The 22665-nt window shown below is 63.1% G+C and carries 18 protein-coding genes; 10 read left to right on the top strand and 8 right to left on the bottom strand.

What is annotated here, in order from left to right:
• Positions 1-11: 11 nt before the first annotated feature.
• Entirely contained in the window at positions 12-1808 is a 1797-nt protein-coding gene (gene edd / locus OKB87_RS18365) for a phosphogluconate dehydratase (protein ID WP_270828216.1), read from the bottom strand.
• Positions 1805-2314: a gluconokinase gene (locus tag OKB87_RS18370; RefSeq protein WP_270828217.1), complete on the bottom strand. Its 510-nt coding sequence runs from the start codon at positions 2312-2314 to the stop codon at positions 1805-1807. The genes edd and OKB87_RS18370 overlap by 4 nt, the downstream gene beginning before the upstream one ends.
• A gap of 245 nt (positions 2315-2559) precedes the next feature.
• Here OKB87_RS18370 and gntU point away from each other — a divergent pair, with 245 nt between their 5' ends.
• The 4 genes from gntU (at position 2560) to OKB87_RS18390 (ending at position 9882) form a co-directional block, all read left to right on the top strand.
• Entirely contained in the window at positions 2560-3900 is a 1341-nt protein-coding gene (gene gntU / locus OKB87_RS18375; protein WP_270828218.1) for a gluconate transporter, read from the top strand.
• Between the two features lie 146 nt (positions 3901-4046).
• A complete protein-coding gene (gene pssA, locus OKB87_RS18380; RefSeq protein ID WP_016349097.1) occupies positions 4047-5396 on the top strand; it encodes a CDP-diacylglycerol--serine O-phosphatidyltransferase in 1350 nt (449 codons plus the stop codon).
• A gap of 179 nt (positions 5397-5575) precedes the next feature.
• Positions 5576-7645: an ATP-dependent DNA helicase RecG gene (recG, locus tag OKB87_RS18385; protein ID WP_180807678.1), complete on the top strand. Its 2070-nt coding sequence runs from the start codon at positions 5576-5578 to the stop codon at positions 7643-7645.
• A gap of 170 nt (positions 7646-7815) precedes the next feature.
• A complete protein-coding gene (locus OKB87_RS18390) occupies positions 7816-9882 on the top strand; it encodes an AsmA-like C-terminal region-containing protein (protein ID WP_270828219.1) in 2067 nt (688 codons plus the stop codon).
• Positions 9883-9944: 62 nt separating this feature from the next.
• On the opposite strand, the gene OKB87_RS18395 is transcribed toward OKB87_RS18390, so the two are convergent.
• Positions 9945-10853, bottom strand: a complete 909-nt coding sequence (locus OKB87_RS18395; protein WP_270828220.1) for a bifunctional GNAT family N-acetyltransferase/hotdog fold thioesterase — start codon at positions 10851-10853, stop codon at positions 9945-9947.
• A 51-nt stretch (positions 10854-10904) separates the two neighbouring features.
• Here OKB87_RS18395 and OKB87_RS18400 point away from each other — a divergent pair, with 51 nt between their 5' ends.
• A complete protein-coding gene (locus OKB87_RS18400; RefSeq protein ID WP_270828221.1) occupies positions 10905-11582 on the top strand; it encodes a spermidine synthase in 678 nt (225 codons plus the stop codon).
• On the opposite strand, the gene dtd is transcribed toward OKB87_RS18400, so the two are convergent.
• The 4 genes from dtd to typA all read right to left on the bottom strand — a co-directional run bounded on the left by dtd (position 11571) and on the right by typA (position 15081).
• Positions 11571-12008, bottom strand: coding sequence for a D-aminoacyl-tRNA deacylase (gene dtd / locus OKB87_RS18405; RefSeq protein ID WP_017788643.1), 438 nt, complete (start codon positions 12006-12008; stop codon positions 11571-11573). The genes OKB87_RS18400 and dtd overlap by 12 nt on opposite strands.
• Before the next feature lie 80 nt (positions 12009-12088).
• On the bottom strand, positions 12089-12220 hold the full coding sequence (locus OKB87_RS18410; protein ID WP_406569279.1) for a ribonuclease BN: 132 nt from the start codon (positions 12218-12220) through the stop codon (positions 12089-12091).
• 3 nt (positions 12221-12223) lie between these two features.
• Positions 12224-13096, bottom strand: a complete 873-nt coding sequence (locus tag OKB87_RS18415; RefSeq protein WP_017410593.1) for a virulence factor BrkB family protein — start codon at positions 13094-13096, stop codon at positions 12224-12226.
• A gap of 173 nt (positions 13097-13269) precedes the next feature.
• Positions 13270-15081, bottom strand: a complete 1812-nt coding sequence (gene typA / locus OKB87_RS18420; protein WP_011704285.1) for a translational GTPase TypA — start codon at positions 15079-15081, stop codon at positions 13270-13272.
• A 351-nt stretch (positions 15082-15432) separates the two neighbouring features.
• Between typA and glnA the strand changes: the two genes are divergently transcribed.
• From glnA to add, 5 genes are all read left to right on the top strand, one after another.
• Positions 15433-16842, top strand: a complete 1410-nt coding sequence (gene glnA / locus OKB87_RS18425; RefSeq protein ID WP_011704284.1) for a glutamate--ammonia ligase — start codon at positions 15433-15435, stop codon at positions 16840-16842.
• Positions 16843-16933: 91 nt separating this feature from the next.
• On the top strand, positions 16934-17515 hold the full coding sequence (locus OKB87_RS18430) for a DUF4124 domain-containing protein (protein WP_016349091.1): 582 nt from the start codon (positions 16934-16936) through the stop codon (positions 17513-17515).
• 80 nt (positions 17516-17595) lie between these two features.
• Positions 17596-18651, top strand: coding sequence for a nitrogen regulation protein NR(II) (gene glnL, locus OKB87_RS18435; protein ID WP_011704282.1), 1056 nt, complete (start codon positions 17596-17598; stop codon positions 18649-18651).
• 9 nt (positions 18652-18660) lie between these two features.
• Positions 18661-20079 (top strand): nitrogen regulation protein NR(I), encoded by a 1419-nt coding sequence (gene glnG / locus OKB87_RS18440; protein ID WP_010635441.1) that lies wholly within the window; start codon positions 18661-18663, stop codon positions 20077-20079.
• Between the two features lie 141 nt (positions 20080-20220).
• The gene (gene add / locus OKB87_RS18445) at positions 20221-21222 is read left to right on the top strand and encodes an adenosine deaminase (protein WP_270828222.1); all 1002 of its coding nucleotides are present in this window, start codon (positions 20221-20223) and stop codon (positions 21220-21222) included.
• Between the two features lie 68 nt (positions 21223-21290).
• Here add and hemN read toward each other — a convergent pair whose 3' ends face one another.
• Entirely contained in the window at positions 21291-22664 is a 1374-nt protein-coding gene (gene hemN / locus OKB87_RS18450) for an oxygen-independent coproporphyrinogen III oxidase (RefSeq protein ID WP_270828223.1), read from the bottom strand.
• Between the last annotated feature and the right edge of the window lies 1 nt (position 22665).

Consider the following 22665-nt stretch of genomic DNA (forward strand, 5'->3'; position numbering starts at 1 on the left):
TTAGTCAGCTCTTAATCAAAGATGGTGGCGCCGCACTCGGCGCTCGATACCGCGCGACGCATCACGCTGAACAGTTCACGACCCCACCCCTCTTGTTCCAGAGTGAGGTCGATCTCGGCCTGGGTACGGCCACTCAAATCGGTCAGGCAGTCGAGACTGCCGTTTACTGCGTCCACCCGCAGCAGGTCGCCATCGGCAAGCAGGCCGATGGCCCCGCCGTGCAGCGCTTCCGGGGTGACGTGGATGGCGGCCGGGATCTTGCCGGAGGCGCCGGAGAGACGGCCATCGGTGACCAGCGCCACCTTGTAACCCGCCTTTTGCAGGTTGCCGAGCACCGGCATCAGCTTGTGCAGCTCCGGCATGCCGTTGGCGGCCGGGCCATTGTGGCGCACCACGATGACGGCATCCTGATTGAGATCGCCCGCCTTGTAGGCCGCCTCCACCGCATGCTGGGAGGAGAAGACCCGCGCCGGCGCCTCGATGACGCGATACTCGAGGGCCACGGCGGAAACCTTGACCACGGCGCGGCCCAGATTGCCCGCCAGCAGCTTGGTGCCGCCGGTGGCCTGGAACCAGCTACCGGAAGGCGACAACACGCTCGCATCACCGCTCTCGCCCACCGGCTGCCATACCAGCTGGCCATCCACCAGTGCCGGACGGCTGAGGTAATCCTGCATCTCGCCAAACACCGGAGTGGCATCCATGTGGATCAGCCCTTCTTGCGCCAGCCGGCGCATCAGGCCGGGCACACCGCCCGCCTGTTCGAAGGCGTTGACGTCGGCCGGGCCGTTCGGGTACATGCGCACCAACAGCGGCACCACGTCGGAGAGATCGCTGATGTCATCCCAGGTCAGGTGCAGGCCGGCGGCGCGGGCCAGCGCCACCATGTGGATGCTGTGGTTGGTGCTGCCGCCGGAGGCGAGCAGGGCCACCAGTCCGTTGACCAGCGAGCGCTCGTCGATCACCGCACTCAGGGGGCGATAGGCCGGGGAACCCGGGATCATTGCGCTGATGCGGCGGGCCGCCTCCTCGGTGAGGGCGCGGCGCAGCTCGCTGTGCGGGTGGACGAAGGCGGAGCCGGGCAGCATCAGACCCATGGCCTCGAACACCAGCTGGTTGGTGTTGGCGGTGCCGTAGAAGGTGCAGGTGCCCGCCGCGTGGTAGGCGCCGCACTCCATCTGCAGCAGGGCGTCACGGCCCACTTCGCCGGCGGCGTACTGCTGGCGCACCTTCACCTTCTCGTCGTTGCTGATGCCGCTCGCCATCGGGCCGGCCGGCACGAAGGCGGTGGGCAGGTGGGCGTGGGAGAGCGCCCCCATGATCTGGCCCGGCGCTATCTTGTCGCAGATGCCGAGCAGCAGGGTGGCATCGAAGGTGTTGTGGGAGAGCGACAGCGCGGTCGCCTGGGCGATCAGATCGCGGGAGAACAGGGACATGTCCATCCCCGGCTGCCCCTGGGTCACGCCGTCGCACATGGCGGGCACACCGCCAGCCACCTGGGCGCTGTGGCCCAGCTCGGCCAGCGCGGCCTTGATGATGTCCGGATAGCCCTGATAGGGCTGATGGGCGCTCAGCATGTCGTTGTAGGCGGTGACGATGCCGACGTTGGCACGGGTCATGTCAAGGATGCGCCCCTTCTCGTCACAGCTGGAAGCGGCCACGGCATGGGCCAGGTTGCCGCAGGCCAGCGCGGCGCGGGTCTTGCCCTGATCGGCCTGACGCTGGATGCGGGCCAGGAAGGCCTGGCGACGGACGGCACTGCGCTCGCGAATGCGGGCGGTGACGCTGGAAATGACCTTATGGATCATTGGGCTTGCTCCAATGCTGTGACGGCGCGATCAACCACCTGTTCGAAGGTGCCGTCGATATCGATGTGGAATACACCGGCTTCGCCGTCCGGGCGCTCCAGGGTATCGAACTGACTTTGTACCATGCTTTCGCGCATGAAGTGGCCCTTGCGGGCCCGCATCCGCTCGAGGATCAGCGGCTGGCTGCCGTCGAGGAAGAGGAAGCTGACCGACTCGTTGCCTTCACGGATCTGGTCGCGGTACTGCTTCTTGAGGGCCGAGCAGACGATGACGCCCACCTCGTTCTTCTGCTCCAGGCTGTAGGCCGCGTCGCGGATCCGCTCCAGCCAGGGGGCGCGATCCTCGTCGTTGAGCGGGTTGCCACCGGCCATCTTCTGGATATTGGCCCTGGGGTGCAGATCATCACCGTCGATGAACTTGGCGCCCAGCACGCTAGCCACCTTGAGGCCCACGCAGGACTTGCCGCTACCACATACACCCATCACGATAATGCTCTTACCCGCCATTGTTTGACCTCTATCTCATTTTTCAAAAAACGTGCTGCCGATGGGTTCTAACTTAGCACGTTACCGGTAACATGTTACCGGTAACAACAAGAATTGTGAAGTCTGCCACAGACTGAGCGCACTCATAGTCACCTGGGCAATCGAGTTTGAGCCCTGGCCATAAATCTAAATAAATCATAAAGATATGGTCTGCCGACGGATCGGCAGGGTGTCGACACTGAACTTGGAACAAGGAATGCACAACAATGTCTGACCTCTCCCTGATCATGACGGCCGCCGGCTCCATCGTGCTGCTGCTCTTTCTGGTGATGAAGGCCCGCCTGCACGCGGTCGTCTCCCTCATCCTGGTCTCCATGGTGGCGGGGCTCGCCGCCGGCATGAACCCGGCCGACATCGCCGCCACCATCCAGAAGGGGATGGGCGGCACCCTCGGTTTCGTCGCCGTGGTGGTGGCACTGGGCGCCATGTTCGGCAAGGTGATGGAAGTCACCGGCGCCCTCGACCGGGTGGCCCACACCCTGCTCGGCAAGTTCGGCGTCAAGCGCGCCAACTGGGCCATGGCGCTGACCGGCTTCGTCTGCGCACTGCCACTGTTCTTCGACGTGGCCGTGGTACTGCTGATCGGCGTCGCCTTCGCCATCGTCCGCCGTGGCGGCGGCAGCGTGGTGAAGATCGGCATCGCCCTGCTGGCGGGCATCGCCACCTGCCAGGCCTTCCTGATCCCGGCGCCGGGCCCGATCCTGGTGGCGTCCCAGCTGGGTGCCGACTTCGGCTACATGATCCTGTTCGGCCTGATCGCCGCCGTTCCGGCCCTGATCCTGGCCGGCCCGCTGTTTGGCGAGCTGATCAGCAAGGTGGTGGACGTGCCGCTGCCGGCCGACGCCCAGAGCAGCGCCCACGACGACGGCCAGAACCTGCCCTCCTTCGGGCTGGCCATGGGCCTGATAGGTCTGCCGCTGCTGCTGATCGGTCTCAAGACCATCGTTGGCCGCTTCGTCGAGGCCGGCACGCCCCTGCACGGCGGGCTGGAGTTCATCGGCCACCCCTTCACCGCCATCATGGTCGCCTGTCTGGCCGCCTTCTACCTGCTGGGGATCCGTCGCGGCATGTCCCGTGACGAAGTGATGAACGTCTGCAACAGCGCCATCCAGCCGGCCGGCGTCATCATCCTGGTGACCGGTGCCGGTGGCGTGTTCAAGCAGATCCTGGTGGATTCCGGCGTGGGTGCCGCCCTTGGCAACATGCTGGCGGACTCCGGCCTGCCCATCGTCGCGCTGGCCTTCATTCTGGCGGCCGCGGTGCGGGTCATTCAGGGTTCCGCCACCGTCGCCATGCTGACCGCCTGCGGTCTGGTGCTGCCGATGCTGGAACCGCTCGGCCTGAACGGCGCCCAGCTGGCGGCGGTCACCATCGCCATCGGCGGCGGGGCCATCGTGCTCTCCCACGTCAATGACTCCGGTTTCTGGCTGGCCAACCGCTACCTCGGCCTCACCGAGAAGCAGACCCTGCAGACCTGGACCGTGATGGAGACCATCATCGGCACCACCGGCGGCGTGATGGCGATGATCATCTACAGCTTCCTCTGATCGCAACCGTGCGGAAAAAGGCCTCCAATGTGAGGCCTTTTTCATCTTTATGACGATTCTTTCTTTGGCTAACAGGGCGAGATTGCTAGAATCGCCTATCCATCGCTCCGAGTGGAACGCTTAACGCAGTGATTTCAGGTTTCTCTATGCATTCATCGGCACATTATCGACAGCTGCTGGCGCGCCTGCCCCAGATCGCCGTCGCCGCAGACCAGTTTGAAGTGCTCAACAGCGCCAAGGACTTCAAGAGCCGGATCCTCTCGCTCATCGCCAGCGCGCGTCAGCGTATCTATCTGGTGGCTCTCTATCTGCAGGATGACGAGGCGGGACGGGAGATCCTCTCCGCCCTCTACGCCGCCAAGCAGCGCAACCCGGCCCTCGACGTCAAGGTGTTCGTCGACTTCCACCGTGCCCAGCGCGGCCTGATCGGCAAGGGCAAGCAAGGCGGCAACCACCTGATGTATCAGGAGATGGCCGCTCGCCACGAGCACCAGATCGCCATCTACGGCGTGCCGGTGAAGGGGCGTGAACTGCTCGGGGTGCTGCACCTCAAGGGCTTCATCTTCGATGACACCCTGCTCTACTCCGGTGCCAGTCTCAACGACATCTACCTGCACCAGCAGGATCGCTACCGTTTCGACCGCTATCACCAGATCACCAGCCCGGAGCTGACCCGCAGCATGGTCAACTACGTGGATGACCTGTTCCTGCGCAGCGAGGCGGTGCAGCGGCTGGATCGCACCGACATCCCCAGCGCCAAGCAGCTGAAGGGGCCGATCCGCCGCTTCAAGCACAACCTGCGCCTCGGTCAGTACCGCTTCGACACCATGCCGGTCAACAGCCAGGAGGTGGCCATCACCCCGATGAGCGGCCTGGGCAAGCGTGGCAACCAGCTCAACAAGATGATCCGTACCCTGGTGCGGGCCACCGAGCGGGAGATCTTCATCTGCACCCCCTACTTCAACCCGCCCAAGGAGTTGAACAAGGATATCGAGGCCCTGCTCAAGCGCGGCTGCAAGGTGACGATCGTGGTGGGCGACAAGACCGCCAACGACTTCTTCATTCCGCCGGAGGAGAAATTCTCCACCATCGGCGGTCTGCCCTATCTGTACGAGACCAACCTGCGCAAGTTCGCCGAGCGCAACCAGCATCACATCGATGCCGGCCGTCTCAACCTGATGCTCTGGTGCTGCGAGCGCAACTCCTACCACCTCAAGGGGATCTTCGTGGATGACGAGTGGGCCCTGCTCACCGGCAACAACCTCAATCCCCGCGCCTGGGCGCTGGATCTGGAGAACGGTCTGCTGGTCTACGATCGCCGTCACCTGCTGCGGCCCCAGTTCAACGCCGAGCGCGAGAACATCCTGGCCAACACCAAGCGCATCAGCCACTTCGATCAGATCGAGCAGATCCAGGACTACCCGGATCAGGTACGCAAGCTGCTGGCCCGGATCCACAGGGTCAAAGCCCACATCCTGCTCAAGCGCATCATCTGACCGGGACGCATCGCACCCTCAGGGATCCTCACAAGGGCCTGCCGCACATCGGCAGGCCCTTGTCATTGGGGGCTCCGCTCCCCACCAGCCGAGCCCCAACCGTACGACGCGGCTTGCGTCGAGACAGCAATAAACCCTATCATCTGGACATATTTACAGTGTTTTCGGGCATCTAATTGATGAAATTGGATAAAATCTCCCTCGACAGCCTCAAGGGCGTCGGCAGCAAGATGCAGGAAAAGCTCGAGCGGCTGGGGCTGGCCACGGTGCAGGATCTGCTGTTCCACCTCCCCCTGCGCTACGAGGACCGCACCCAGGTGTGGCCCATCGGCGATCTGCCGCCCGGCCTGCACGGCGCCGTCGAAGGGGAGATCCAGGACACTCAGCTGGTGATGGGGCGCCGCCGCATGCTGGTCTGCCGCATCAGCGACGGCACCGGCACCCTCACCCTGCGCTTCTTCAACTTCACCGCCGCCCAGAAGAACAGCCTGAGCCCGGGCCGGCTGATGCGCTGCTTCGGCGAGGTGCGCCCCGGCAAGTACGGGCTGGAGATGGCCCACCCCGAGTACAAGCTGCTCGGCGAGGAGCAGGCCGGCCAGACCGAAGAGGCGCTCACCCCCGTCTACCCGACCACCGAAGGGCTGCGCCAGCTCACCCTGCGCAGCCTCACCGATCAGGCGCTGGCCCAGCTCGACCTCTACGGGGTAGAGGAGCTGCTGCCCGCCGGCCTCTATCCCCAGCAGATCGATCTGGCCGCGGCCCTGAAGCTGCTGCACCGTCCGCCCCCCTCGGTGGCGCTGGCCCTGCTCGAGAGCGGCCAGCACCCGGCCCAGCAGCGGCTGGTGCTGGAGGAGCTGCTGGCCCACAACCTCTCTGTCTTGAAGGTACGGGCCCAGGCACAAACCCAACTGGCCCGCGCCCTCAAGCCGGCCCCGGCGCTGGTCGAACAGCTGCTCGGCGCCCTGCCGTTCACCCCCACCGGCGCCCAGAACCGGGTGGTGGCGGAGATCGGCCGGGATCTGCAGCAGAGCCACCCCATGATGCGGCTGGTGCAGGGGGACGTGGGCTCAGGCAAGACGCTGGTCGCGGCGCTGGCCGCCCTGCAGGCCATCGGCAACGGCTGCCAGGTGGGGCTGATGGCGCCGACCGAGCTGCTGGCCGAACAGCACGCCATCAACTTCGCCAAGTGGCTGGAACCGCTCGGCATCGGGGTCGGCTGGCTGGCGGGCAAGCAGAAGGGCAAGGCACGAGAAGAAGCGCTGGCCGCCATCGCCGATGGCAGCGTCAAGATGGTGGTGGGTACCCACGCCATCTTCCAGGAGCAGGTGGTGTTCCAGCGCCTCGCCCTGGTCATCATCGATGAACAGCACAGATTCGGCGTGCATCAGCGGCTCGCCCTGCGGGAAAAAGGGGAGCGGGAAGGGGTGCATCCCCATCAGCTGATCATGACCGCCACTCCCATCCCCCGTACTCTGGCGATGACCGCCTATGCCGACCTCGATACTTCCATCATCGACGAGCTGCCACCGGGCCGCACCCCTATCACCACGGTGGCGCTGCCGGACAGCCGCCGCCAGGACGTGATCGAACGGGTCAGACTGGCCTGTGAGGAGGGCAAGCAGGCCTACTGGGTCTGCACCCTGATCGAGGAGTCGGAGGTGCTGGAGTGCCAGGCCGCCGAGGACACCGCCACCGAGCTGCAGAACCTGCTGCCCGGCCTGCACATCGGGCTGGTGCACGGCCGGATGCGGCCGGTCGAGAAACAGCGGGTGATGGAGGAGTTCAAGGCGGGCATACTGCAACTGCTGGTCGCCACCACCGTCATCGAGGTGGGGGTGGACGTGCCCAACGCCAGCCTGATGATCATCGAAAACCCGGAGCGACTGGGGCTGGCGCAGCTGCACCAGCTGCGCGGCCGGGTCGGGCGTGGCTCGGTGGCCTCCCACTGCGTGCTGCTCTATCATGCCCCCTTGTCCAAGACGGCCCAGAGCCGGCTCGGGGTGCTGCGGGAGACCAACGACGGCTTCCTCATCGCCCAGCGGGATCTGGAGCTGCGCGGCCCGGGCGAGCTGCTCGGCACCCGCCAGACCGGCCTGGCTGACCTCAAGATCGCCGATCTGGTACGCGACCAATCGCTCATCCCGCAGGTGCAGAAGATGGCGCGCTTCCTGATGGACCGCCACCCGAGCCATGTCGAACCCTTGATACGGCGCTGGCTCGGCCTGCGGGATCACTATTCCAATGCTTGACCAAGGCAGATGCAGAAGAGGGTCACATTGCCTGATGGACCGCCACCCGAGCCATGTCGAGCCCTTGATACGGCGCTGGCTCGGCCTGCGGGATCACTACTCCAATGCCTGACCTGCGGGATCACGCTGCCAACGCCTGATCACTCAACCAATACAGGAGGAAAGCGCTTATGAATTCTTGGCTGCGCGGCCTGCTCTACACCCTTGCCTTCCTGTTGCTCTTTGTCTGGGTCGGGCTCGGCCTGTTCGACGCCGAGCGTGCCAAGGGACCCATCGCCAGCTGGCTCAGCCAGCAGACCGGCGTGCCTGTCACCATAGGCCGGCTGGTGTTCAACCCGCTTCACCCCTACACCCTGCTGGCAGAGCAGGTGAGTTACGGCAACGCAGTGACCCTCGACAAGATTTATCTCGAGATAGAGAGCATCGACTGGCTGAGCCGCGATGTGCGCATCGCCCATCTCGATCTCATCCGCCCGGCCATCAAGCTGCCGCTGCCCAACCAGCTGCCGAGCCTGCCGGTGCACTCCCTCACCATCGCCGACAGCACCATAGACCGGCTCAGCCTGGAGAGCGACGGGCTGACCCTGCGCGGCCTCAACGCCACCCTGAGCGACTGGCAGCTGCTCAATCCGGTGCGCCCGCCCCAGGCCAACCTGACCCTCAACATCAATGAGCTGGCGACCCCGGCCTGGGCCCTCTCCCGCCTCAATCTGGCCGGCCGGCTGGAAGGTCAGGTGCTGAGTACCGACAAGCTGACCGCCAACCTGTTCGACGGTCTGCTCGAAACCGGCATGGTGCTGGACTGGCCCGCCCGCAGCCTGCGGCTGAACAACCTCAAGACTCAGGGCATGCGCATCGAGTGGGGCACCCTTGCCAAAGCCGAATCCCCCCTGCGCCAGGTCAGCCTGGATCTCGGCCAGATCCGGGATCTCAGCTTCAACGACATCGAGCAGGAGCTGGCCCTCAACAACCTCAACGGCCAGCTGACCGCCTTCAACTGGCAAGCCGGCAGCACGCCCAGCGGCTACTTCTCGGGGACCCTCGGCGATCTCGGCCGTGGCCTGTTCCAGCTGGAATCCATCCAGGGCAAGGTCGCCTTCTCGCCCCAGCAGCTGGATGCCGAGTTGCAGGGCAAGGCCTATGAAGGGGAGTTCAACCTGGAGCTCTCCCTCGACCCCCTGCAGCAGAAGCTGACCCTCAAGGACATGGCGCTGAGCGGCATGGACATCAGCCTGCCGGAAGGGTGGTGGCAGGATTGGCAGAGCTGGCGACCGCAACAGATCGACATCCGCAAGCTGGCCTTCGACAAGCTCAAGGTGCTCTCCTTCGACGATACCCTGCCCCTGTCGCTGACCGGCTGGCAGTTCTATCTCACCGATCTCAGCCTGCGCGGCAATCAGCCGGGGCCGCTGCTGGGCCGGGCCCGGCTCGAGAGCGCCTGGTTCGAACTGGTGTGGGACGGCCTCAGCGCCCGCAACGGCGAGCTGGATGGCGAACTGACGGCCGGCTCCTGGCAGCTCAACAAGCTCACCAGCTCACTGCCGGATGAGGGCAGCCTCAGCCTGAGCGGCCAGTGGGGACGCGAGCCGGGCCAGACCAGCCGGTTGCAGTTCAAGGGCGAGAAACTGGATCTGGTGCAGTGGGGCAAGATCCTCCACTCCCCCGTCTCCTTCGCCGGCAAGATGGATCTGAGCGCCGATCTGCAGGCGCTGCACGGCGGCACTCCGGGCGCCTGGCGCAGCTCCCTGCAGGGAAACATTGCGCTCGATGCCACCGAGCCGTTCTGGGACAAGGTGAAGATAGACCCGCTGCTGGATCAGTGGTTCAAGCAGGCGGCGGCACCGACCCTCAGCCCGGCCGAGCTCTGGCAGGCGATGCAGGAGGGTGACACTCCCTTCTATCGCATCAAACTGCAGGGCAAGGTGGCGCAGGGCCAGCTGAAGATCGAGCAGGCCGGCGCCTCCACCATCACCCACCTGCTGGGGGTGCAGGGCAGCGTCGATCTGATCAATGAACAGTGGCAGCTGGATCTGGGCGTCCTCAACGGCCAGCACTGCGCCGAGCTGCTCGGCCAGTGGCGCGGGCCGCTCGCCGAGCCGACCCTCAGCTGGGGCTTCCAGCAAAAACCGGACGGCTGCAGCTGGGAGACCGGCGTGCGCTACCCGCCCCAGGGCAACAGCAGCCCGCTCTGGCGACCGGCGCCGAAGGCCCCGGCCGCACAGGCGGCCAACGGCTAGCCGACAGAAAACAACAAGGCCTCGCGATGAGGCCTTGTTGCTTGATGGGAACCAGCGCGCAGCTACTGGCCCGGCCGCTTCACCGGCTGCACCACGTAGTGACCGAGGAACTCGGCCGCCAGCTTGTCGCCGCTGAACAGCTTGATCTTGAGGCTGAACTTGGCGGAGTCTCCGGCCTTGAGCGGCTCGAGCACGGCGGGCATGCCTTCGCGCGCCACCCGCGCCTCCGGCTCCTCCTTGACCGGCCGGTAGTACTTGATGTTGCCCTCCGCCAGCACCGTATCCCCTACCAGCCCCGCCTCCTTGAGTTGCAGCCAGATCAGGCCCCAGCCCGCCAGCACGCATTGGCTGTAGATGCTGCCGGCGAACATGGTGTCGTGCACGTTGAGATTGGCCGCCAGATTGGCCTTGAGGTGGAAAGTCTGGCCGTCGTAGTGGGTGATGTGCACCCCCATCTTCTCGCTGATGGGAATGCCGCGCGACCAGCGGGTAGTGAGATCCTGGCACCACTCCGACCGGTACTGGATGGTCTGCAGCGGACTCAGGGACTTGATCATCTGGCGGTGCGGAATGCGGCCGAAGGAGACAGGGCCTTCCCCCACCTCCAGGAAGCCGCACTTGCGATAGAACTCCACCGCCTCCTGGCGAGCATTCATCACCAGCCGCTTCACCTTCTCGCTGCGGGCCAGCTGTTCGAGATCTTCCACCATGCGGGCACCCAGCCCCTGACCGCGAAATTCGGGGCGCAGCGCCATGAAGCGGATCTGGGCCTCGTCACCGCCGACAAACAGCCGCCCCACCGCGATGGGCGTGCCGTCGGGGGCCAGCATCAGCCGGTGAATGGCGACGGTATCGTATTCATCCCGCTCGGAACCGACAGGCAGATTGAAGGGTTTACGCAGCAGTTCCCAGCGTAACTGGTAGTAAGAGTCCAGCTCGGCTGCCGTCTGGGGGGTGACCACCCGGTACATAGTTCCATCCTTGAGTTACACTGGTCGAAAACCATCTTGCCGTGCAAATTCATGGACTTCAATCTGCAAGCGTACCAAGCCGACCACTTATTGCACCTCAGCGCCAAGCCCCAGCGCCGGCTCACCGTACAGGAAAATGCCCATCATCGCTGGCTGGAGATCGACGGCGTGGTGCAGTCGGCCATGTCCCTGGACGAGCCCGCCACCCTCTGCCTGCCGCACCAGCAGGTGATCGCCTGTCTGCTGCCCGAACAGGCCGGCAGCATTCTCGAACTGGGGCTGGGGGGCGGCGATCTCACCCGCCATCTGCACCAGCGCTGGCCCGATGCCCGTCACGAGTGCGTCGACCTCGATGAAGAGGTGATCACCCTCTATCAGCTGTTCTTTCAGCCCGACCACCACCCGCAGCGACCGCCAACCCTGCATCAGGCCGATGCCCTCGCCTTTCTGGAGCAGAGCGAGGCGCAGTACGACCTCATTCTGCTCGACCTGTTCAGCCAGGACGGCAATCCGCCGCTGCTGTTCCAGGAGCGGATCTATCAGGCGCTGGCCCCCCGCCTGAACGGCGAGCTCATCATCAACCTGCTGCCGCGCACCCGCCTCGAGCTGACCCGGGTGCTCATGCTGCTGGAGCAGTGGGTCGGCCCCACCACCCCCTACCCGGTGCCGGGGCTGCGCAACGTCCTGCTGCACACGGCCCCCCGCTACGAGCTGGCGTCAGACCTGTAGCCAGAAGGTGACCGGGCCGTCATTGACCAGCGCCACCTTCATGTCGGCGGCGAAGCGGCCGGTGGCGGTCGGTATGCCGCTGGCGGTTGCCTGCGCCACGAAGTAGTCATACAGCCGCTCGGCCTCGACCGGATGGGCGCCGCCGGAGAAGCTGGGCCTCATCCCCTTGTTGGTATCCGCCGCCAGGGTGAACTGGGAGACCACCAGCAGGCTGCCACCCGCCTGACTCACGTTGAGGTTCATCTTGCCATTCTCATCGGAGAAGATGCGGTAACCGCTCACCTTGTGCAGCAGCTTGTCGGCCTTGGCCTCGTCATCCCCCTGCTCCACCCCGAGCAGCACCAGCAGCCCCTGGCCGATAGCCCCGGTCACCTCGCCCTCTACCGTTACGCTGGCCTCGCTGACCCGCTGAATCAGTGCAATCACATCCCTCTCCTCTCAAAACGGAACGACCGCCCCCATCTGCTGACGGGGGCGGTCGTCGATGCTAACAGCAAGGGACCGGATCAGGCCAACTCATCGGCGCCCGGTCGTTCATATTCGCCGAGGCAGGCGGTGGTTTCCGCGCCAAGCAAGACCACCAGCCAGCTCAGCACATAGGCCCAGACAAACAGCATGGTCGCCAATGCCAACAACAAGGTTCAAGCCAGCTCTTCTGAGGCAGGTCGCTCATATTCGCCGAGGCAGGCAGTGGTTTCCGCGCCAAGCAAGACCACCAGCCAGCTCAGGTAGACCCAGACAAACAGGATGGGGATGGTCGCCAGGGCGCCATAGATGGCCTGATAGGAGGGAAAGTTGGTGATGTAGATGGCAAAGCCGCGCTTGGCCAGCTCGAACAGGGTGGCCGCCACCAGGGCCCCGATGAAGGCGTGCATCAGCCGCACCTTGCAGTTGGGCACCACGGTATAGACCAGCAGGAAAGTCAGTACCGAGAACAGGAACGGCAGGCCGCGCAGCAACAGATAGCCGATGCCGAACAGGCTCTCGGCCCCGAACAGCCGCAGCGAAAAAATGTAGGAGGAGATGGCGATGCTGGCCCCGATAAGCACGGGCCCCAGCGTCAGGATCATCCAGTACATGGCGAATGCCTGGGCCAGCGGCCGGCTCTGGGTGGAACGCCAGATGTAGTTGAGGTTCTTGTCGATGGCCGATATCAGCATCAGCGCCACCACGATCAGGGCGCCGATGCCGACTGCCGTGGTGTTGGTGGCGTTCGCCACGAAGCCGTCGATGTACTCCTTGAGCATCTCGCCGGCGGTGGGCACGAAGTTGTGATAGACGAACTGCTCCATCGCCTGCTTCAGGCTCTGAAACACCGGAAAGGCCGACATCATGCCGAATACCACGGCGATCATAGGCACCAGGGAGAGCAGGGTCACATAGGCCAGATAGCCGGCGGTGACCGTCAGCCTGTCCTGCTGGAAACGGCCCCAGACGAACTGGGCGAAGTGGCCGCCATCGTGGCGTAAAAAAGAGAGGGCATGGCCAAGACGGCCGCCGAATTTCTGCTGCATTGTCGCTCCCAACGTCTTCATAGTGCAGACATTGTGTCAGATAGCATGGTCATTTGACCACCCATGGGGCGGCCGGATGCGACTCGCACCGGCACCTGCAACCGCCTGCCCGCGACGAGCAGGCATAAAAAAAGAGGCCCGAAGGCCTCTCTCTGTCTGTCGATGAACAGATATCAAGCACGACCGGCGCGCTTGCGATCCATCTCGGTCAGCAGTTTCTTGCGGATACGGATGCTCTTCGGAGTGACTTCAACCAGTTCGTCGTTGTCGATGAACTCCAGAGCCTGTTCCAGCGACATGCGGATCGGCGGAGTCAGCACCTGGGCTTCGTCGGTACCGGAGGCACGCATGTTGGTCAGCTGCTTGCCCTTCAGGCAGTTCACGGTCAGGTCGTTGGAACGGGAGTGAATACCGATCACCTGGCCTTCGTACACTTCGGTCGCGTGACCGATGAACAGACGACCGCGGTCTTGCAGACCGAACAGGGCATAGGTCAGCGCCTTGCCGGTAGCGTTGGAGATCAGCACGCCGTTCTGACGCTCGCCGATGCTGCCACCCTTGTGCGGACCGTAGTGGTCGAAGGTGTGGTACAGCAGACCGGTACCGGAAGTCAGGGTCATGAACTCGGTCTGGAAGCCGATCAGGCCACGGCTCGGGATCATGAAGTCAAGGCGAACACGGCCTTTGCCATCCGGAGTCATGTTGGTCATCTCGCCCTTGCGCAGGCCGAGTTGCTCCATCACGGAACCCTGGTGCGCTTCTTCCACGTCCACGGTTACGGTTTCGAACGGTTCTTGCAGAACGCCGTCTACGGTGCGCAGGATAACTTCCGGACGGGATACCGCCAGCTCGTAACCTTCGCGACGCATGTTTTCGATCAGGATGGACAGGTGCAGTTCACCACGGCCGGAGACACGGAACTTGTCCGGATCATCGGTCTCTTCCACGCGCAGGGCCACGTTGTGGACCAGCTCCTGGTTCAGACGCTCCAGGATGTTGCGGGAGGTCACGAACTTGCCCTCTTTGCCGGCGAACGGTGAGGTGTTGACCTGGAAGGTCATGTTCACGGTCGGCTCGTCAACGGAGAGCGGCGGCAGCGCTTCAACGGCGCCGTTGTCACAGATGGTGTCGGAGATCTTCAGCTCGCCCAGACCGGTGATGGCGATGATGTCGCCAGCTTGCGCATCGGCCACTTCGGTACGGGACAGACCCAGATAACCCAGCACCTGACCGACCTTGCCGGTACGGGACTTGCCGTCGGCACCGACGATGGTGACCTGCTGGTTGGTCTTGACGCGACCACGGGTGATGCGGCCGATACCGATGACGCCAACATAGGAGTTGTAGTCCAGCTGGGAGATCTGCATCTGGAAACCACCGTCGGCATCAGCCTTGGGCGCTTCCACGTTGTCGACGATGGCCTGGAACAGGGGTTCCATGTTATCGGACTCAACGTCCTGATCCATGGTGGCCCAACCGTTCAGTGCAGAGGCGTAAACAACTTTGAAGTCCAGCTGTTCGTCGGTGGCACCCAGGTTGTCAAACAGATCGAATACCTGATCCATTACCCAGTCAGGACGAGCACCCGGACGGTCGATCTTGTTGATGACCACGATCGGCTTCAGACCCTGGGCGAATGCCTTCTGGGTCACGAAACGGGTTTGCGGCATCGGGCCGTCAACGGCGTCAACCAGCAGCAGCACGGAGTCAACCATGGACAGTACGCGCTCTACCTCACCACCGAAGTCGGCGTGACCCGGGGTATCAACGATGTTGATGCGGTAGTCGTTCCAGCGGATCGCAGTGTTCTTGGCGAGAATGGTGATGCCACGTTCCCGTTCCAGATCATTGGAGTCCATGATCCGTTCCTGGCCTTCCGTGGAGCGGTCCAGGGTGCCGGACTGCTGCAGCAGCTTATCAACCAGAGTCGTTTTGCCGTGGTCAACGTGCGCAATAATCGCAATATTGCGTAAATTCTCTAACATTCTCGCCTCAATCACCGGGTAAAATTGGGCGCTAATTGTACTCTCGCCTTTGTGATCTGCCTAGCAGAATTGCAGTACATTCGCGCACAACAGGGGATCAGGATCATAGACCTTCCGATCAAAGCCTGCTTAGATGGGGGCTGACCGTATAACGCGCACCATTTTAGTGCACCAAAACGATCCATGGATGCACTACTTTGAGGCGTAACGCGCTGAGATAGCGGGTCTCAGGGCTGGCTGATAGCCCCAAATGCCCTGAAATCAAGCTGTCACAAACTTGGCACGATACTGGCTTATGTGAATGTGATGACGCATTCACCCTAAGAGTTTTAACACCGGAGGTTACTTAGCATGTCAGCCCAGAACGTTTTGGCCCTGATCCAGGAACACGAAGTCAAGTTTGTCGACCTGCGCTTTACCGACACCAAGGGTAAAGAGCAGCACGTATCCATCCCTTCCCATCAGGTTGACGAAGATTTCTTCGAAGACGGCAAGATGTTCGATGGCTCTTCCATCGGCGGCTGGAAGGGCATCAACGAATCAGACATGGTGCTGATGCCGGATGCGGCCTCCGCCAAACTGGATCCGTTCACCGAAGAGACCACCCTGAACATCGTCTGTGACGTGCTGGAACCGGCCACCATGCAGGGCTACGACCGCGATCCGCGCTCCATCGCCAAGCGTGCCGAAGACTTCCTGAAGTCCAGCGGCATCGCCGACACAGTGCTGTTCGGGCCGGAGCCGGAATTCTTCATGTTCGACAACATCACCTTCTCGAACACCATGGGCCACAGCTTCGTGAAGATCGAATCCGAAGAAGCCGCCTGGAACTCCGGTACCGATTACGAGCACGGCAACAAGGGTCACCGTCCTTTCGTCAAGGGTGGCTACTTCCCGGTTGCACCGGTTGACTCCTCTCAGGACATCCGTGCCGCCATGTGTCTGGTGCTGGAAGAGATGGGCCAGGTCGTTGAAGCTCACCACCACGAAGTGGCGACTGCCGGTCAGAACGAGATCGCGACCCGTTTCAACACCCTCACCCTGAAAGCGGATGAAGTGCAGGTGCTGAAGTACGTGATCCACAACGTGGCCCACGCCTACAACAAGACCGTCACCTTCATGCCCAAACCCATGTTCGGTGACAACGGCTCCGGCATGCACTGCCACCAGTCCCTGGCCAAGAACGGCGTCAACCTGTTCGCCGGTGACCTGTACGGCGGTCTGTCCGAGATGGCGCTGCACTACATCGGCGGCATCATCAAGCACGCCAAGGCCATCAACGCCTTCGCCAACCCGACCACCAACTCCTACAAGCGTCTGGTACCGGGTTATGAAGCACCGGTCATGCTGGCCTACTCTGCCCGCAACCGCTCTGCCTCCATCCGCATCCCGGTGGTGCCGAGCCCGAAAGCTCGCCGCATCGAAGTACGCTTCCCGGATCCGGCGGCCAACCCGTACCTGGCCTTCGCAGCTCAGCTGATGGCCGGTCTGGACGGCATCATCAACAAGATCCATCCGGGCGATGCCATGGACAAGAACCTATATGACCTGCCGCCGGAAGAAGCTGCCGAAGTGCCGACCGTGGCCGGCTCTCTGGACGAAGCCCTGGCTGCACTGGATGCGGATCGCGAGTTCCTGACCCGCGGCGGCGTATTCAGCGACGACTTCATCAACTCCTACCTGGAGCTGAAGCAGCAGGACGTTGACCGCGTGCGCATGACCCCGCACCCGCTGGAGTTTGAACTGTACTACTCCGTTTAATCCGGAAGCCAGTTCAGAACTTGACCAAACCCGCCGACAGGCGGGTTTTTTCTCTGATAGGATTAAGCAAAATCCCGTCAAGGAGAGATGGATGAAAAACGCCAACCCAGTATGGATGCTGAGCCTGTTGCTGCTGGCCGCCACCGGCGCCCAGGCTGCCAAGGTATACTCCTGGACCGACAGCCAGGGGGTCGTTCACTACACGGATGCCCCTCCCCCCGGCCAGAAAGCCAAGGAGGTCGATCTGCGCGTCGCCCCCTTCATCGGCAGTTCACCTCGCTCGGTGCAAGTTGACAACTTCAACAGCCTGACCGGCGTCGATGCCAAGAAAGAGAAGGAGGCGGCCAAGCTGGTGATCGAACTGCTCTCCCCGGAACAGGGCAGCACCCTGCGCGACAACACCGGCAACGTGGTGTTTCAGGGTCAGATCAGCCCGCAACCACCGACCCAGTATGATGTGCGCCTGACCCTGGACGGCAAGGCGGCCCCCATCGTTAAAAATTCGCTCGCCATCCGGGTCGAAAACCTCGATCGCGGTGCCCATGAGGCCCAGCTCGAGCTGCTCGCCAAAGACGGTACGATCCTTGCTAAATCCAAGCCAGTCACCTTCTACCTGCACCGGGCCAGCATCAATCCTGCACCCAAAGTGACCCCCCTCAACAACAAGGGGTGATCCTGTGCTTCGATACGGGTAGACTAAATGCACCACATTGGTGCATTGCTGGTGTATAGCACCGTTTTAGGGAGAAACCTGTGCCAACCCGCCCGGATCAAGCCAAGATACTGCTCGATAACTTGCTGACCGCCGTCATCCTGATGGATGAGCGGCTCTGCATACAATTCGTCAACCCGGCCGCCGAGCAGCTGCTCTCCCTCAGTCAGCGCCGGCTAATCGGGATCGAACTGCCCCACCTGCTGGAGCATATCTCCCTCGATCTGCAGCGGCTAAAGCAGTGCCTCAGCTCGGGACAAGGCTTCACCGACAGCGAAGTCACCCTGGTGGTAGAAGGGGAGCCCAGACTGGTGGAGATGAGCGTCAGCCCGCTGGCCGATCATGAGCAGCGGCTGATGGTGGTGGAGCTGCGCAAGATCGACCAGCAGAAGAAGATCAGCCAGGAACTGCAACAGCATGCCCAGCAGCAGGCGGCCAAGGAGCTGGTGCGCGGCCTGGCCCACGAGATCAAGAATCCCCTCGGCGGTCTGCGCGGCGCGGCCCAGTTGCTGCAAAAGGAGCTGCCCGATCCCGCCCTGCGCGAATACACCGGCATCATCATCGAACAGGCCGACCGGCTGCGGGTGCTGGTCGACCGGCTGCTCGGCCCCCAGCGCCCGGGTCGTCACCAGATGCACAACGTGCACTCCGTGCTGGAGCAGGTGCGCCGACTGGTAGAGCTGGAGCTGCCGCCGACGGTGCGCATCGAGCGGGATTACGATCCCAGCATCCCTGAGTTCGAAATGGAACCGGACCAGCTGCAGCAGGCCTTCCTCAACATGGTACGCAACGCCGCCGAGGCCATCGGCGAGCAGACCGGCCTCATCCGCATCAAGACCCGCACCGCGTTCCAGATCACCATCCACGGCCAGCGCTACCGGCTGGCGGCCGAGATCAAGATCATCGACAACGGCCCCGGCATCCCGGATGCCATCCGCGACACCCTCTTCTATCCGATGATCACCGGCAAGGAGGGGGGCACCGGACTCGGCCTCTCCATCGCCCAGAACCTGATCGACCAGCACAAGGGGCGGATCGACTGCATCAGCTGGCCCGGCCACACCGAATTCACCATCTTTCTACCGCTTCGCAAATAAGGGAACGTCATGACAGCAAAAGTGTGGATCGTCGATGACGACAGTTCTATCCGCTGGGTGCTGGAGCGCACCCTCGGCAGTGAAGGTTTCGAGTGCGAGAGCTTCGCCGATGGCGAGGCGCTGCTGAGCTCGCTGGAAATGCGCTCGCCGGACGTGATCCTCTCCGATATCCGCATGCCCGGTATCGACGGCCTCAGCCTGCTTGAGCAGATCCATCGCCGCCAGGCCGACCTGCCCATCATCATCATGACCGCCCACTCGGATCTCGACAGCGCGGTCAATGCCTACCAGCGCGGTGCCTTCGAATACCTGCCCAAGCCGTTCGACATCGACGAGGCGGTCACCCTGGTGCGCCGCGCCGAGAATCACCTCAAGGAGCAGCGCACCAAACGCAAGGCTCGCCAGCAGGATCCGGCCAGCAGCCCGGAGATCATCGGCGAGGCACCGGCCATGCAGGAGGTGTTCCGCGCCATCGGCCGGCTGTCACGCTCCAGCATCTCGGTGCTGATCAACGGCCAGAGCGGCACCGGCAAGGAGCTGGTCGCCCACGCCCTACACAAGCACAGCCCGCGCGCCCACAAGAACTTCATCGCCCTCAACATGGCCGCCATCCCGAAAGATCTCATCGAATCGGAACTGTTCGGCCATGAGAAAGGGGCCTTCACCGGCGCCAACAACATTCGCCACGGCCGCTTCGAACAGGCCGACGGCGGCACCCTGTTTCTCGACGAGATCGGCGACATGCCGCTGGATGTGCAGACCCGGCTGCTGCGGGTACTGGCCGACGGCCAGTTCTACCGGGTCGGTGGCCATCAGCCGGTGCAGGTGGATGTGCGGATCATCGCCGCCACCCACCAAAATCTGGAGAAGCGGGTGGCCGACGGTGAGTTTCGGGAAGACCTGTTCCACCGCCTCAATGTCATCCGGATCCACATTCCCGCCCTCAAGGAGCGCCGTGAGGACATTCCCCAGCTGGCCCAGCACTTCCTGCTGCGGGCGGCCAAGGAGCTGAACGTGGAAGCCAAGAGCCTGCATCCGGATACCCAGGCCTACATCAGCCGCCTGCCCTGGCCGGGCAACGTGCGCCAGCTGGAAAATGTCTGCCGCTGGCTCACCGTGATGGCCTCGGGCCAGGAGGTGCTGGTGAGCGATCTTCCCACCGAGCTGCTGACCCCCATCACCAGCACCGCCGAACCGGGTCAGCCGGCCCTGTCTGGCGGCTGGCAGCAGCAGCTGCAGGATTGGGTCGCCGCCAAACTGGCGCTGGGGGAGACCGACATCTTGGCCGATGCCCTGCCCCAGTTCGAGCGGATCATGCTGGAAACCGCGCTGGACCATACCCATGGTCACAAACAGGAGGCGGCACGGCTGCTCGGTTGGGGGCGCAACACCCTCACCCGCAAGCTGAAGGAGCTCGACCTCTCCTGAGTCCTTGGGAAAAACGATTCCCATCACGCCTTGGCAAATCACCGACCAATAAGACCCCGTTTGATTTCAAACGGGGTATCTTTTTTGAGATCCCTGCCTAGAATGGCAGGCTTTCACACCCGACTCGAAGAAGGCGCCATCATGATTGACAGATCTCTTCCCCTGACCGACCTGCACCGCCATCTGGACGGCAACATCCGCCCGCAGACCATCCTCGAGCTGGGTCGTCAGCACAACATTCAACTGCCCGCCTTCGAGCTGGAGGCGCTGCGCCCCCATGTGCAGATCGTCGAGAACGAGCCGAGCCTGGTCGCCTTCCTCAAGAAGCTGGACTGGGGCGTGGCCGTGCTGGCCGACTATGACGCCTGCCGCCGGGTCGCCTACGAGAACGTGGAAGACTTGCTGCGCGCCGGCATCGACTATGCCGAACTGCGTTTCAGCCCGGCCTACATGGCGATGGCCCACAAGCTGCACCCGCAGGGCGTGGTCGAGGCCATCATCGACGGCGTGGCAGCCGGCAGCCGCGACTTCGGCATCAAGACCAACCTGATCGGCATCATGAGCCGCACCTTCGGCACCGAGCAGTGCAAACAAGAACTGGATGCCTGTCTGGCCCATCGCGATCGGCTGGTTGCCATCGATCTGGCCGGCGACGAGCTGGGCTTCCCGGGCGATCTGTTCACCGACCACTTCCGCCGGGTGCGTGACGCTGGCATGCGCGTCACCGTGCACGCCGGTGAAGCCGCCGGTCCCGAAAGCATGTGGCAGGCCATTCGCGAGCTGGGTGCCGAACGTATCGGTCACGGCGTCAAAGCCATTCAGGATCCGGCCCTGATGGCCTATCTGGCCGAGCACCGCATCGGCATCGAGTCCTGCCTCACTTCCAACGTTCAGACCACCACGGTGGCGAGCCTGACCGAGCACCCGATCCGCCAGTTCCTGGCCGCCGGCGTGCTGGCTTGCCTCAACACTGACGACCCGGCGGTAGAAGGCATCGACCTGCCCCACGAATACGAGGTGGCGGCCCCGGCTGCCGGCATGACGGTGAACGAGATCCGCACCGCCCAGCAGAACGGCCTGACTCTGGCTTTCCTGAGCGAGACCGAAAAGGCCGAGCTGAGTGCCCGCGCAGCCCGGCGCTGAGTGCAGCCAAGCCCAATAAAAAAACCGCCTCTCGGCGGTTTTTTTATTTTCCAACGACATCGGCCGGCTTAGATCACCCGGGAGAACTGCTGCTGGCGCGCCTTGCTGCGCAGGTAGACATCGAAGCACATGCAGATGTTGCGGATCAGCAATTGACCGGTGGAGACCACCTCCAGCCCCTCTTCGGTCATCCGCACCAGGCCGTCATCGATGAAGGTCTGCAGCAGCTTGAGATCCTCCGCAAAGTACTCTCTGAACACCAGGCCATGAGCCTGCTCGACGGCGGCAAAGTTCAGGCGAAAATCGCAGATGAGGCGCTTGATCACCTCACGACGGATCAGGTCGTCCTGATTGAGAGAGCACCCCTTCCACTGGGCATGCCCCAGCGTTTCCACCTGACCATAGTAGGCCTTGAGCTCTTTCTGGTTCTGGGAATAGGCATCACCGATCATGCTGATGGAGGAGACCCCCAGCCCCAGCAGATCGCAATCCCCCTGGGTGGTATAACCCTGGAAGTTGCGGTGCAGCTTGCCCTCACGCTGGGCTACTGCCAGCTCGTCGTCCGGCTTGGCGAAGTGATCCATGCCGATGAACTGATAACCACAGCCGGTCAGGAAGGCGATGGTGTCCTGCAGCATGGCCAGTTTTTCCTGCGGCGCCGGCATGTCCGCCTCTTTCAGCTTGTGCTGGGCGGCAAAACGGCTGGGCAGATGGGCATAGTTGAAGATGGAGAGGCGGGCCGGGTCAGTCTTGAGTACCTCTTCCAGGGTGTGATGGAAGCTCTCCCGGTTCTGGTGCGGCAGACCGTAGATGAGATCCAGGTTGGTGGAACGAAAGCCGAGTTCACGGGCCCGCTCCAGCATGGCGCGGATGAAGTCGTTGTCCTGCTCGCGGTTGACCGCGACCTGAACCTCCTTGTTGAAATCCTGCACGCCGAGGCTGATGCGGTTGAAGCCGATTTCCCGCAGCACGTCCAGCATGGAGAGCTCGATCTCGCGCGGATCCACCTCGATGCTGATTTCGCCCTCTTCGGCGAAGTGAAAATGCTCCCGCAACATGGCCATCAGTCGGCGAGTCTGGGGCTCATCCAGATAGGTGGGCGTGCCGCCGCCCCAGTGCAGCTGGGTCACCAGCCGCTGCTTGAACAGCGGGGCCTGCGCCTTGATCTCCTGCTCGAGGAAATCGAGGTACTGATCGGCCTTGTGACGGTGACGGGTGATCACCTTGTTGCAGCCGCAGTAGTAGCAGAGCTTGTGACAGAAGGGGATATGCACGTAGAGCGACAGGTTGCGCGCCGGATACTGGCTCGCGGCCTGGACGAAGTCCGGATAACCGAAACCCTCGTTGAACTCCAGCGCAGTGGGATAGGAGGTGTAACGCGGACCGCTGTAGTTATACTTCTCGATCAGGGCCTGATCCCACACAATCTGTTCTGCTTGCACG

The organism is Aeromonas sp. Y318-1 (assembly GCF_027706125.1).
GTDB classification, from domain to species: domain Bacteria; phylum Pseudomonadota; class Gammaproteobacteria; order Enterobacterales; family Aeromonadaceae; genus Aeromonas; species Aeromonas hydrophila.

Excerpts from the sequence above, each read along its gene's own strand:
- edd (WP_270828216.1), bottom strand. The coding sequence starts at position 1,808 with ATGATCCATAAGGTCATTTCCAGCGTCACCGCCCGCATTCGCGAGCGC.
- OKB87_RS18370 (WP_270828217.1), bottom strand. The coding sequence starts at position 2,314 with ATGGCGGGTAAGAGCATTATCGTGATGGGTGTATGTGGTAGCGGCAAG.
- gntU (WP_270828218.1), top strand. The coding sequence starts at position 2,560 with ATGTCTGACCTCTCCCTGATCATGACGGCCGCCGGCTCCATCGTGCTG.
- pssA (WP_016349097.1), top strand. The coding sequence starts at position 4,047 with ATGCATTCATCGGCACATTATCGACAGCTGCTGGCGCGCCTGCCCCAG.
- recG (WP_180807678.1), top strand. The coding sequence starts at position 5,576 with ATGAAATTGGATAAAATCTCCCTCGACAGCCTCAAGGGCGTCGGCAGC.
- OKB87_RS18390 (WP_270828219.1), top strand. The coding sequence starts at position 7,816 with ATGAATTCTTGGCTGCGCGGCCTGCTCTACACCCTTGCCTTCCTGTTG.
- OKB87_RS18395 (WP_270828220.1), bottom strand. The coding sequence starts at position 10,853 with ATGTACCGGGTGGTCACCCCCCAGACGGCAGCCGAGCTGGACTCTTAC.
- OKB87_RS18400 (WP_270828221.1), top strand. The coding sequence starts at position 10,905 with ATGGACTTCAATCTGCAAGCGTACCAAGCCGACCACTTATTGCACCTC.
- OKB87_RS18415 (WP_017410593.1), bottom strand. The coding sequence starts at position 13,096 with ATGCAGCAGAAATTCGGCGGCCGTCTTGGCCATGCCCTCTCTTTTTTA.
- typA (WP_011704285.1), bottom strand. The coding sequence starts at position 15,081 with ATGTTAGAGAATTTACGCAATATTGCGATTATTGCGCACGTTGACCAC.
- glnA (WP_011704284.1), top strand. The coding sequence starts at position 15,433 with ATGTCAGCCCAGAACGTTTTGGCCCTGATCCAGGAACACGAAGTCAAG.
- OKB87_RS18430 (WP_016349091.1), top strand. The coding sequence starts at position 16,934 with ATGAAAAACGCCAACCCAGTATGGATGCTGAGCCTGTTGCTGCTGGCC.
- glnG (WP_010635441.1), top strand. The coding sequence starts at position 18,661 with ATGACAGCAAAAGTGTGGATCGTCGATGACGACAGTTCTATCCGCTGG.
- add (WP_270828222.1), top strand. The coding sequence starts at position 20,221 with ATGATTGACAGATCTCTTCCCCTGACCGACCTGCACCGCCATCTGGAC.